Origin of the sequence: Paenibacillus taichungensis (assembly GCF_003287275.1) — a bacterium.
Taxonomy (GTDB): Bacteria; Bacillota; Bacilli; order Paenibacillales; family Paenibacillaceae; genus Paenibacillus; species Paenibacillus taichungensis_A.
This window is the reverse complement of the sequence record NZ_QEVW01000006.1, coordinates 713,569-726,345: the sequence shown is the minus strand read 5'-3', so window position 1 is coordinate 726,345 and position 12,777 is coordinate 713,569. Positions and strand designations below refer to the sequence as shown.

The 12,777-nt window shown below is 45.6% G+C and carries 9 protein-coding genes; 1 reads left to right on the top strand and 8 read right to left on the bottom strand.

Annotation, left to right across the window (positions count from 1 at the left end; genetic code table 11):
* Positions 1–378 precede the first annotated feature (378 nt).
* Together DC345_RS12405 and gyrA are read right to left on the bottom strand one after the other, a co-directional pair.
* On the bottom strand, positions 379–1,497 hold the full coding sequence (locus DC345_RS12405) for an HD-GYP domain-containing protein (RefSeq protein WP_113053326.1): 1,119 nt from the start codon (positions 1,495–1,497) through the stop codon (positions 379–381).
* 216 nt (positions 1,498–1,713) lie between these two features.
* On the bottom strand, positions 1,714–4,269 hold the full coding sequence (gene gyrA, locus DC345_RS12400) for a DNA gyrase subunit A (RefSeq protein WP_113053325.1): 2,556 nt from the start codon (positions 4,267–4,269) through the stop codon (positions 1,714–1,716).
* 426 nt (positions 4,270–4,695) lie between these two features.
* Between gyrA and DC345_RS12395 the strand changes: the two genes are divergently transcribed.
* Positions 4,696–5,622, top strand: a complete 927-nt coding sequence (locus tag DC345_RS12395) for a YheC/YheD family protein (protein WP_113053324.1) — start codon at positions 4,696–4,698, stop codon at positions 5,620–5,622.
* Positions 5,623–5,710: 88 nt separating this feature from the next.
* On the opposite strand, the gene gyrB is transcribed toward DC345_RS12395, so the two are convergent.
* The 6 genes from gyrB to dnaA all read right to left on the bottom strand — a co-directional run bounded on the left by gyrB (position 5,711) and on the right by dnaA (position 12,142).
* Positions 5,711–7,621, bottom strand: coding sequence for a DNA topoisomerase (ATP-hydrolyzing) subunit B (gene gyrB / locus DC345_RS12390; protein WP_076287169.1), 1,911 nt, complete (start codon positions 7,619–7,621; stop codon positions 5,711–5,713).
* A 146-nt stretch (positions 7,622–7,767) separates the two neighbouring features.
* A complete protein-coding gene (gene remB, locus DC345_RS12385) occupies positions 7,768–8,016 on the bottom strand; it encodes an extracellular matrix regulator RemB (protein ID WP_017691405.1) in 249 nt (82 codons plus the stop codon).
* 13 nt (positions 8,017–8,029) lie between these two features.
* The gene (recF, locus tag DC345_RS12380) at positions 8,030–9,142 is read right to left on the bottom strand and encodes a DNA replication/repair protein RecF (protein ID WP_063567394.1); all 1,113 of its coding nucleotides are present in this window, start codon (positions 9,140–9,142) and stop codon (positions 8,030–8,032) included.
* A gap of 57 nt (positions 9,143–9,199) precedes the next feature.
* Positions 9,200–9,415 carry a S4 domain-containing protein YaaA gene (gene yaaA, locus DC345_RS12375; protein ID WP_024629511.1) on the bottom strand — a complete coding sequence of 72 codons (216 nt, stop codon included), beginning with the start codon at positions 9,413–9,415 and terminating at the stop codon, positions 9,200–9,202.
* Positions 9,416–9,431: 16 nt separating this feature from the next.
* Entirely contained in the window at positions 9,432–10,574 is a 1,143-nt protein-coding gene (gene dnaN, locus DC345_RS12370) for a DNA polymerase III subunit beta (RefSeq protein WP_079696977.1), read from the bottom strand.
* Between the two features lie 221 nt (positions 10,575–10,795).
* A complete protein-coding gene (dnaA, locus tag DC345_RS12365; protein WP_024629513.1) occupies positions 10,796–12,142 on the bottom strand; it encodes a chromosomal replication initiator protein DnaA in 1,347 nt (448 codons plus the stop codon).
* Between the last annotated feature and the right edge of the window lie 635 nt (positions 12,143–12,777).

Sequence of the window (12,777 nt, the reverse complement as noted above, 5' to 3'; positions counted from 1 at the left end):
CAAACTTGTTTCATTGCTGTGCGTTGTTCACCTCAGCAACTTTTATATCTTATCACATCCGAACCAACTTTGCAAGCTCTTTTTTTTAAGTTTCTTTCGAAGCTTATTTCATTCGCTTGCCGCACCGTGTTTCTCGTGTTTTCTTGGCCGGAATTAGAATATACCATGTACAGTTTTGGAATGCAAGCTTTATTTTAAATAAAGTTATTTCTTTCTACACACTCTCTAATATACTGAGCATCTATACGTTACATTGTTTAATTCATAAGAATATCTATTCACCTATACAGCTATTCTCATACTCTACACTAAGTTAAATATAAAAAAGCCTCTCCAATCGGAAAGGCCCTGTTCTTATATTATGAAGTGAAGATTGAACTAGCCAATGACTTCCTGGATATATAGCTGCCTTTGCTGCATTAGATTAATGATTGTTCCCTCTACAGATACCATCGGCCGTGTAGGATGGTCCCTATCTGAAAATATGATCTCACCCATTTGATTATTGCTGAGCTTCACTCGGATACCGTTATGGATCTGTGTGGAGCGCTGGACGAATACATTCACGATGGTAGGATCCAATTTGCCAAAAGCCTCACTCTGTATTTGTTCAAGTACCAAGTACGGTGACTGCGCCTTGCGATAGATCTTCTCCAGAGTCATGGCGTGGAAGATATCAGCGATAGCTACAATCTTGGCATAGATATGAATCTGCGTACCGCTGAGCTGAAGCGGGTAACCCGAACCATCCACTTTTTCATGATGCTGCAATGCTGCGAGTCTAGCCCCCTCATTGATGGCCTTCGCCTGCTTCAGTACCTGATAACCATATTTAGTATGCTGTCGGATCTCCTCCTGCTCTGGAGCAGTTAATGTTGAGGGTTTATGGAGGATCTGCGGGTCTACTTTGTTATTACCAATATCATGGAACAATCCCGCAAAAGCTACCTGCATCCAGTCTTTGGACGGCAGATCCATCCACTGGGCCAATTGATAGGACGTAATCGCACTTAATACGGCATGATGATACACATAATCATGTTCCTGCATAACTCGTGGACTGAAGGTAAGCACATTATACTGTTTAAGATGAACAAACAATGCTTCCAACTGTGTACGCAACTCATATACAGGTAATTCAGCCGCCAAGGAGGATAGGAAAGCATTTTTGGTGAGTCCCACCATCTTTTCATACTCTTCATGCAGAGACGGTACAGCGGGTGCTGAGACTGCGCTGCTGCCTCTCCCTGCCCGTTCTCCGTTCTTCTCATTAGCTGCATGGACCGAAGAGGCGGATGAAGCCTTAGAACCTGAGCTGCTTGTCCCTGTTCTTTCTTGCTCGATGTCCACTTGATGAATCATAAAGGCTCTGAGTACTTCCACATCTTTGGGCAGAATGACTTTGCCCTTTTGAAACAGAACATTGCCACGAAGTGTTTGTACGTCATTTCCCAGTTTAAGTCCTGGTTTGACTTCAGACAGGGTGATTAATCCCATGTTTATTCCCCTCACTCATCGTTCTTCTATAATGATATCAAGACCATAGTCCCGGTTTTTCACGTTAATTCCCATTATATTACTCAAAAATCAGGCTGTACATCCCAGATTTCGAGGAGAAAGGTCATGGGCTATGAAAATAACAAAGGGCCCCCATATGGGAGCCCTCCAATTTCATTGCAATCATGAAATGATTTTCGTTATAGAAAAATGATTCTATGCTTCCGAACCTGAATCATCGCCCTCAACATCAGCATCGGATACCGATCCCTCATCCAGAGTGGACTCTGGACCTTCAGAATCAGCGGCTTCTGCACCTTCAAGCAATTCTTCGTCTTCTGGTTCTTCTTCATTCTTGTCAATTCGGCTGACGGTAGCTACAGCATCTTCATCACGAATATGAATCAGCTTCACGCCTTGCGTGTATCGACCCATCGTGGATATGCCTTCCATACTCATCCGGATTAACGTACCGCTGGAAGTGATGATCATCAGATCCTCTTCCGTCTTAACCATTTTCAGACTGACTACCGCACCGTTCTTATCTGTGACGTTAATGGTTTTAATCCCTTTACCGCCACGAGTCTGCATCCGATAATCGCTGACAGGCGTACGTTTACCGTAACCTTTGGCTGTAACAATCAGAACATCCAGTTCCTGATCTACAACGTCCATACCGATTACAACATCCTGCTCATCCAATGTAATCCCTTTAACCCCGGTTGCACTCCGTCCCATGGAACGAACATTTCCTTCCGAGAATCGGATGGACATCCCGTGAGCTGTACCCATAATGATTTCTTGCTGTCCGTCTGTCAGCTTAACATCAATAAGGGCATCATCATCACGCAGGGAGATCCCGATCAGACCGCCTTTGCGAATATTCGTATAATCCTCAAGTGGTGTCTTCTTCACAACCCCTTGGCGGGTAGCAAAGAACAGATACTTGTCACTCTCGAATTCCTGAACTGGAATCACGGCATTGACCGATTCACCCTGTTCGATCTGAATCAGGTTAATAATCGGCGTTCCCCGTGCTGTACGTCCAAGCTCTGGAATCTCATAAGCTTTGAGACGGTACACTTTACCTTTGTCGGTAAAGAACATGAGGTAATTGTGAGAGTTGGTCACAAACAGATGCTCAACAAAGTCGGTATCTTTGGTGTCCATTCCCACAACCCCACGTCCGCCACGCTTCTGACTGCGGTATGTCGATACCGGCAGACGTTTCACATAGCCTGTATGGGTAATGGTGATGATAACCTCTTCACGCGGAATCAGATCCTCGTCCAGAATGCTCTCTTCACCTACCGTGATTTCGGTACGACGATCATCGCTGAAGCGATCACGGATTTCTTGCAGCTCCGTGCTGATAATTTCGAGTACCAGGTGCTCGTTGGCCAAAATTTCACGATATTCCTTAATTTTGACCATCAGTTCGTTATATTCATTTTCGATCCGCTCGCGTTCCAGACCTGTCAGGCGTTGCAGACGCATATCGAGGATAGCTTGAGCCTGATCATGACTGAGTGAGAATCGCTCGATCAGACCTTCTCTGGCTGCATCTGTATTGCTGGATGAACGAATCAACGCAATAATTTCGTCGATATGATCCAGCGCGATACGCAAGCCTTCCAGAATGTGCGCGCGTGCTTCTGCTTTTTTCAGTTCGAACTGTGTACGTCTACGTATAACCTCAATCTGATGCTGCAAGTAGTGATACAACACTTCACGCAGATTCAAAATCTTAGGCTCTTTATTTACAATCGCCAGCATGTTAATCCCAAAGGTAGACTGCATCGCAGTATGCTTGTACAAGTTGTTCAGCACCACACCTGGGTTCACGTCTCTGCGAAGTTCAATTACGATCCGCATACCGTTACGGTCAGACTCATCACGGAGATCCGTAATACCATCAATCTTTTTATCACGTACCAACTCAGCAATTTTCTCAACGAGTCTTGCCTTGTTCACCTGATAAGGAAGTTCCGTAACGATAATCCGTGCTTTGTTGTTGTTTTCTTCGATGTTGGTTTTGGCCCGCATCGTTACTGAACCACGTCCGGTTTGATACGCCTGGCGAATTCCAGAGCGTCCCAAAATATAACCGGAAGTTGGGAAGTCTGGCCCGTGAATATAATCCATCAATTCCATGGAAGTAATGTCTGGATTTTTGATCATAGCCTGTACGCCGTCAATGACCTCTCCCAAGTTATGAGGAGGAATGTTGGTCGCCATACCTACCGCAATCCCGCCGACACCATTGACAAGCAAGTTAGGGAAACGAGCTGGCAGAACGATAGGTTCACTTTCTTCACCGTCATAGTTCGGCTGGAAGTCAATCGTATCCTTGTTGATGTCTCTGAGCATTTCCATCGCAATCTTGGACAACCGGGCTTCCGTATAACGCATGGCTGCTGCCATATCGCCATCCACCGATCCAAAGTTACCATGTCCATCTACGTGCATGTAGCGCAGGGAGAAGTCCTGTGCCATCCGTACCATCGTTTCGTATACGGCAGAGTCACCGTGTGGGTGATACTTACCGATAACTTCGCCGACGATTCTGGCTGATTTTTTATGTGGTTTATCGGGTGTCATGCCTAGCTCGGACATTGCGTACAGAATACGCCGGTGAACCGGCTTCAATCCGTCACGCACGTCAGGTAAGGCACGGCTCACAATAATGCTCATCGCATAATCCATAAACGATTCACGCATCTCGACGCCAATATCCCGATCTTTAATCTGCGAGTTCATTTCTTCCGCCATGCTGGACCTCCTTCTTGTCCTTCAACAAACATTCCATTCAATCATTCAAAAATTAATTATATGTGAAGAGCCTAACAAGGCTAAAACCGCACAAGGACGCTACTCTTTATTATATTACTTTCACAAAAGGTAAACAATTAAACGTCCGCTGGGCAATAGCCTTTCTTCCGGGAACTTTAGAGAGTCTGGGGGTTCGCCCTGCCTTCCTCCCCATTTGCACATACAATGCTAGAAAAAGCGGCAATTGTACTGTGTATATTCAGGCTTAGACCGTTCCCGTTCTACGATCAAACTACATCTGTGCAACAAAACCGCACAAAACGCCATATTTCTCTATTATACCACTGAAATCATCTCTTGTCCTTTGATTTCTCCGCGTCTGCCACTCTTATAAACCCCATTAAAACACGAAAGGACTGATGGCTCTTGAGCATCCAGCGTGTCTCTAGCAAATGGACCAAGACAGCTGTGTTACAACGCAGCCGTAATGTGAATGGATATATACCAGTAACACGACAATATAATCGCCAGACCCTGGAACGGATGACTGAATTATTCGAGACAAACTATATCAAACCGGATCGGGGGACTTACGGCAATGGCGTCATGCGGGTAAAAACCATCCGTATAAACCCACACTCGATTGCCGATGATAACACATCGGCAATCGCGGTTGATCCACTCTCCCCATCCGAAGCTGAAGTCGGTGCAGAGATCTCTGCTGAAGTCCCCCTGACAACGTATGAACTTCGATATGGGACGGAGGAAAAACACTTCCATTCCCTCGAGGAGCTGGATCTGGCACTCACTGAACGTATCCAGAATCGCGACTACATCATTCAGCAAGGTATTCCGTTGATGAAACATGAGGGATTACCTTTCGACCTGCGGGTACTGACCCAGAAAAATCTACATCGCAACTGGGAAACGACAGGTATCCTGGGAAGAGTTGCTGCACCGGGCAAGATCATTACCAACATTCATGGCGGCGGACGACTGGCCACCTTTAATGAGTTGGTACGCCCTCATTTTGATCAGGATCGGTTCCAGCAACTACGCAGTGAGCTATATCGTTTAGGCATTCATACCGCGGTACAGTTGCAGAGGTCATTTCCAAGACTCAAAGAGATTGGTATCGACATCGCACTGGATGAAGATGGACGGCCATGGATTATTGAAGTCAATACATTGCCAGGTATCTATGCTTTTGGCCTACTGCCTGATAAGGAAACGTACCGAAAGATCAAGCGTTATGCGAGAGCGTACGGCAGGTTACCCTCCAAAAAAGGGAAAACATCTCGTACTTCCCCCAAAGTTCAGGCCTCCTCTGCCAAGAGCCGCACACACCGATAACAGGCACTCCAGAGTCCAACCTAAAATCTCTATGCTATAACCCCATAATGTAAAAGAGGCGCCCTCGCAGGCGCCTCTTCGAATATCGTTAGATGTCGAGGTTTTTCACGTATTTTGCATTTTCCTGAATAAAGTCACGACGAGGTTCAACATTATCTCCCATCAGGGTGTCGAACATCGCATCGGCCAGCATCGCATCGCTGATCGATACTTGAAGCATGGTCCGGCTTTCAGGATCCATCGTCGTTTCCCACAATTGTCCGGCATTCATCTCGCCAAGACCTTTATAACGCTGAATATTGAATTTGGCATTCTCACCGAGAGTTGCGATAATTTCATCGCGTTCCTTCTCGGAACCAGCATAACGAATCACTTTATTGCGCTCAATCTTAAACAATGGCGGTTGGGCAATGTATACATAACCAGCCTCGATGATTTTGCGCATATAGCGATAGAGGAATGTCAGAAGCAATGTCCGAATGTGAGCACCATCGACGTCGGCATCGGTCATCAAAATGATTTTGTGATAACGTGCTTTGGCAATATCGAAGTCATCACCAATTCCAGTACCCATTGCGGTAATAATTGCTCTGATCTCCGCATTGCCCAAGATCCGGTCAAGACGTGCTTTTTCCACGTTCAGAATCTTACCACGCAGTGGCAAAATCGCTTGGAAATGACGATCTCGTCCTTGCTTCGCTGATCCACCGGCGGAGTCACCTTCGACGATATACAATTCGCTGATTGAAGCATCCTTGGATGAACAGTCGGCCAATTTACCTGGCAAAGAGCTGACTTCGAGTGCACCTTTACGACGCGTAAGTTCACGTGCTTTACGAGCTGCTTCACGTGCACGGGCAGCTTGCAGTCCTTTTTCCAAAATGCGACGGGATACGGAAGGATTTTCTTCCAGGAATTCCTGCAGCTTCTCAGCAAATAGAGATTCGACAATTCCTCGCACTTCACTGTTACCCAGTTTGGTCTTCGTCTGTCCCTCAAATTGCGGTTCAGGGATCTTGACCGAGATAATCGCTGTTAGACCTTCACGTACATCATCCCCGGACAGGTTACCTGTGCTGTCTTTAATTACGCCCGCTTTGCGCGCATAATCATTGATAATCCGGGTAAGGGCACTTTTGAATCCGGATTCGTGCGTTCCACCCTCATGTGTGTTGATGTTATTCGCAAAAGAGTAAATATTCTCGGTGTAGCTGTCATTGTATTGCAATGCAACTTCAACCTGAATGTTGTCTCTTGATCCTTCTACATAAATCGGGTTTTCGTGCAGCACTTCACGCTTCTGGTTCAGGAAGGAGACATACTCGATAATACCGCCCTCATACAGGAAAGAGTTAGTTACACCTGTACGTTCATCGGTTAAAGTCATACCAATTCCCTTGTTCAGAAATGCGAGCTCACGAATACGAGTCAGCAAAGTTTCATAGTCATAAACTCTTGTTTCCGTGAAAATCTCCGGATCCGGATGGAACGTAACCGTTGTTCCCGTTTCCTCCGTTGTACCGATCGTTTTCAGATCATACTGCGGAGCACCGCGACGATATTCCTGTTGATACACATGGCCGTCAACCTTAACTGTAACAACAACTTTAGCTGATAGAGCATTGACGACAGATACACCTACACCATGAAGACCACCGGATACTTTGTACCCGCCACCGCCAAATTTACCGCCCGCATGCAGAACAGTCATTACAACCTCAAGCGCAGGGCGTTTCATTTTGGCATGTTCGCCGACAGGAATCCCTCGCCCGTTATCGACTACAGTGACGCTGTTATCTTCATGAATAGTAACTTCGATATGATCACAATAACCTGCGAGCGCTTCGTCAATACTGTTGTCCACTACTTCCCAAACGAGATGATGCAGACCTTTGGCACTGGTGGAACCAATATACATCCCCGGTCGTTTACGTACGGCTTCCAGCCCTTCAAGTACCTGAATTTCATCTGCACCATATGACGGTTGATTCATAGACATGCCTTTCACCTACTTCTATAGATTCAATATCGTAAATATGCGTTAACTAAGAATGCATGCTGAAGTGAACATATTCCCTTAATTCCAGTAAGCAATCTAAATAAAGACAAGCAGCAAAAGGTACAATAACTCGTACCGCCGATAGGCTAGAGATCAGGAAAAATGTGAGCTCGCTTCTTGAGCGTAGCTGAGGAAATAGGCGAGTAGTACACAATGTTTTTGGTCACGACAATGGACTTGGCTTCCTCTTCACCAATATGCTCCACTGTTTTTTCCTGCTCGGCATGCGTGACATACTGCTTGGAAATTTTTGAGGATTTTTCAATCGATATATCAAAAATAGCGACCAATTCGGAAGATCGGATAATCTTCTCACCGCCCAGATGAATGTACATAAGCCCTCACTCCTTAGCGTTCAACCTGTCCGGCGTGAACGTGATAAATACTGGCATCTTTAAGTTTGTCAACGTTCAGACTCTCGATGCCGGTAGCCGTAATAAAGGTTTGCACCTTGCTCTGGAACGTCTCGATCAGCTGCGTTTGACGAAAAGGATCTAGTTCAGACAGTACATCGTCTAGCAGCAGGACCGGATATTCTCCGATTTCTTCATGAATCAGTTCAATTTCCGCAAGTTTAAGGGACAACGCCGTTGTGCGCTGCTGCCCCTGCGAGCCATACGTTTGTACTTCCCGATCGTTAATGAAAAAGGACAGGTCATCCCGATGCGGCCCACTAAGCGTTGTGCCTCGGCGAATCTCCTGCTCTTTCATTTGTGATAATTTTATCATAAATTGGTCCATTAAGACAGCTTCATCTTCCTCAGCGGCTTCGCTGAAGGAAGGAAGGTAGGCCAGACGCAGGACTTCTCCGCCTCCGGTGATGCCCTGATGAATCGTTTCAGCCCACTTTTGAAGTTTCTTTATGAATTGTTTCCTTTTTTTGACGATTTTAACACCATGCTCCACCAGTTGTTCATTCCACACCTCAAGCATGGTCTGGGCTGAAGCGCTCTGCCCCCATAATTGCTTAAGCAGATTGTTACGCTGAACGAGCACTTTTTGATATTGCTGGAGATGATACAGGTAGCCTGGAGCCACCTGGCCAATCTCCATGTCAAGAAACCGGCGGCGGACCCCCGGTGTGCCTTTGACAATCTCAAGATCTTCCGGTGCAAACATCACCACATTAAGCGCTCCGACAAAATCACTCAGCTTGCGCTGTTCCAGTCCGTTGATCTTTGCTTTTTTGCCTTGTTGCGACAAAGATAGCTCGAGCTTGACTGATCCGTACTTTTTGTCGACCTCTGCTGCAAGCCTCGCACGTTCTTCACCGAAACGAATCAGTTCCTTGTCGCGGGATGTACGGTGGCTCTTGGTGAGTGCAAGCACAAAAATGGCTTCTGCAAGGTTGGTCTTGCCTTGGGCATTTTGCCCGATCAAAAGATTCACAGGACCAAAAGAATCCAGTCTCAGATGTTCATAATTGCGGAATTGCTGCAGATCTATGCTGTTTACAAACACGCGGTAACCTCCCTTTTATCCCGTCCGTCAGGAGGCAGCAGGATCTAACTGGTCTTCTTATTGTGCGACAACTTCGAACGAACCTTCTCCGTCCACCTCAACGATATCCCCAGGGTATAACTTGCGTCCCCGGCGTTCCTCAGGCTCTTTATTCACACGTACAAGTCCGTCCTGAAGCAGTGCTTTGGCCATGCCTCCGGTTGGGATGCAATCGGCCAGTTTCAAAAATTGGTCGAGCTTAATATATTCCGTACGAATCGCTACTTGGTTCACTATGATCTTCCTCTCGTTAGTTGGTCGTCCGGTAAGGCAATATGACGTACAAGCTGTGACTGTCGTCCAGCGGTTTCAGGATGATCGGGCTCATGACACCAGTAAAAGCAATCATCAGCTGCTCACTCTCCACCACTTTCAGTACATCCAGCATATATTTGGAGTTGAACGAGATTTTCAGCGGTTCGCCGTTAAAGTCTGCAGGTTCGATTTCTTCTCTTACTTTCCCCAGCTCGGAAGAGCTTGATGAAATTTCGATTGATCCAGAATCCATCGTCTGCATCCGCACAATATTTGTTTTTTCTTCACGCGACAGCAAATAAGCCCGGTCGATCGATTCGCTTAATTTTTTTGTATCCAAAACAAGTTCTGTTTTGTACGAAGTCGGAATAATTCTAGAAGTATCCGGATAAGTTCCGTCCAAAATGCGCGAATAGAACAGAACACGGTCGATTTTGAACAAAACCTGGTTGTCAGCGACAACGATATCCACAAGTGTATTTTGATCGGGCACGATTTTGCTGAGTTCGTTCAGCGTTTTGCCCGAGATCACCACATTGTTGAATCGCACACCTTCTGCATTATCCAGCATTGCTGAACGAGTAGCAAGACGGTGACGGTCAGTTGCCACAAATTTCAGTTCATTGTCGCCCAAACTCCAGAGTACACCTGTCAGAATTGGTGTAGTTTCATGTGTGGAAATGGAGAATACGGTTTGTTTGATCATGTTTTTGAGCAAATCTCCTGGAATGGAGACGGTTTGGTTCTCTTCGATGCTTGGCAATACTGGAAATTCTTCCGGATCAAGACCAACCAGTTGAATTTCGGTAGCTCCTGCGGAGATAAAGGTGTTGAAGTTTTCTTTTACCTCCATGTGCACTTCTTGGGAAGGCAGCTTTTTGATGATCTCGACAAAAAACTTGGCTGGCAGTACAACACTGCCTGGTTGCTCCACCTGAACAACACTTTTATCTCCATCTTCAAGCGGGATAAAGGATTGAATTGAGATATCGGTGTCGCTTGCTGTCAACGTCACACCTTGATGATTAACGTCGAATTTGATACCGCTCAGAATTGGGATCGTCGTACGGCTTGAGATGGCTTTGGATACTTGCTGGATGGATTCGTTCAAGTAGCTTTTCATTATGCTGATTTTCATGGTTTCACTCCTAGCGGGTTTTTTGGGTGTTGAGGTGTTGAAATGGGTTTTTCAAAAGGCCGGAGGCCAAGCTTCAAAATCGCTTATTTGGAGATGATATCTTTTAGATCTTTATAGTAATAATAGTAATAGGGGCACTGAATATGTGGATAAGTGGGTATAAACCCATAAGCCCAAGCCTATCCACATGTGTATACGTTGTGCACAGGCTTGGGACTTATTCAGGTTGGATTCTTGATTTTTTCGGTTAAGTTGTTGATAACTTTATAGAGATCCTGATCGACTTTAATCGCCTGGGAGATCTTTTCGTGCGCATGGATGACGGTGGTATGATCTCGCCCTCCGAATGCTTCACCGATTTTGGGCAGAGAAAAGTCTGTAAGTTCACGAGAGAGATACATGGCAATCTGTCTTGGGAACGCAACGGCTTTGGTCCGTTTCCGTGCTTTGAAATCTTCAAGCTTAAGGCTGTAATACTCGCCGACCTTTTGTTGGATGTCGTGAATAGTGATCATTTTTGGACGACTGGAAGGAATAATATCCTTCAGTGCTTCAGCTGCTAGATGAGTGGTTACATCTTGATTAGTCAGCGAAGAGTAGGCAACAACCCGAATCAGGGCGCCTTCCAGTTCACGAATATTGGTATCAATCTGGTTGGCGATGTACATCATCGCCTCATTCGGAATATCCAGGTTTTCCGCACGAGCTTTTTTACGTAAAATCGCAATCCGTGTCTCCAGATCTGGAGGCTGGATGTCCGTAATTAACCCCCATTCAAAACGGGAACGAAGCCGTTCTTCTAGGGTTGGAATTTCCTTCGGCGGTCTGTCGCTGGAGATGATGATCTGTTTCCGTTCCTCATGCAGCGCATTAAACGTATGGAAAAATTCCTCTTGCGTCGATTCTTTTCCAGCCAAGAACTGAATATCATCAATGAGCAGAATATCGACACTACGGTACTTGTTACGGAAGCTCTCCCCGCGGTTATCACGGATGGAGTTAATGAATTCATTCGTGAATTTCTCAGATGACAAATAAACAACTTTGCTGCCCGGATCATGCTCCAGGACGTAATGTCCGATCGCATGCATCAAGTGAGTTTTGCCGAGACCTACTCCTCCATAGAGAAACAGAGGATTGTATGCTTTGGCGGGCGCTTCAGCGACCGCCAGCGATGCGGCGTGGGCAAAACGGTTGCCCGGCCCAATGACAAATGTATCGAATGTATATTTTGGATTCAGCATGCTGAGTACCGCTTCTTCCTGAACAACTGTAGGCGTTGGCGCTGGCAGTTGAGGGTCCGGTTCAGCAGGCTTGTTCTCCTCGATGACAAATTTAACATCGACCTGTTTGCCAAGCAGCTCATATACCGTCGATCCGACCAGTTTGGTGTAACGGCTCTCCAGCCATTCGACAGCAAACGTGGTTGGTGCGGATATGACGATCGAACGATCGTTCAGCTTGGTAGCTTTGGTTGCTTTGAACCAAGTGTCAAAGCTGGGTTTGCTGAGCTTGTTTTGTATGATTGATAAAATTTGCTGCCATAAATCAGAAGTATGGCTGTCCACAGACTGTCACTCCTTTTACATGTTCCAAGTGTGGCTTAAGCCATGATGCAGTGTCGAAATACGAGATATATTGTTGAATTTATCCCCAAACCCCCGCAGGTCGAAAACAAAAAAAGAATGAACAACGGAAAATTGTTCACAACTTTATCCACAGGCTGTTGATAATATTATGGGTCAGATCACATATTCACATCCAAAAGTAATACAATCATAGCAAAAGAAGCCCGGCATTTCAATGTATCGCGTGATTTTATCCACAAATTCAATAACTTGTGTATAATTTTTAATCACAACACAATATATTGTTTATAAATTGTTTAACTTTCGACAAGATGACCCAAAAACCCAAATTATTTTATACACAGGTTATTCGTCAAATGATGCTGAATTGTGTGTAAAAGTATTCTCTGTTTGTGAATAACCTCTCTGTGGATAACCGTAAAGTGAAAATGGACGTTTTGGGGATTTACAGGGGAGTGACTCTTCATGCCTGTTTTCCTTTTTTCGAAGAGAGGAATTGAGGAAACGACAAAATCAAAGGCAGAGGAGATCAAGAAGAGGGCCTGTTGGTACCAAGGAACGTTTACTGATTTGTATGAATTGAACGTAGGGTTTATTCCTAAAAGAGGTAGGAT

What these genes read in the sequence shown, in the direction of transcription:
- DC345_RS12405 (WP_113053326.1), bottom strand. Translation starts at nt 1,497, where the DNA reads ATGGGATTAATCACCCTGTCTGAAGTCAAACCAGGACTTAAACTGGGA.
- remB (WP_017691405.1), bottom strand. Translation starts at nt 8,016, where the DNA reads ATGTACATTCATCTGGGCGGTGAGAAGATTATCCGATCTTCCGAATTG.
- dnaN (WP_079696977.1), bottom strand. Translation starts at nt 10,574, where the DNA reads ATGAAAATCAGCATAATGAAAAGCTACTTGAACGAATCCATCCAGCAA.
- gyrB (WP_076287169.1), bottom strand. Translation starts at nt 7,621, where the DNA reads ATGTCTATGAATCAACCGTCATATGGTGCAGATGAAATTCAGGTACTT.
- gyrA (WP_113053325.1), bottom strand. Translation starts at nt 4,269, where the DNA reads ATGGCGGAAGAAATGAACTCGCAGATTAAAGATCGGGATATTGGCGTC.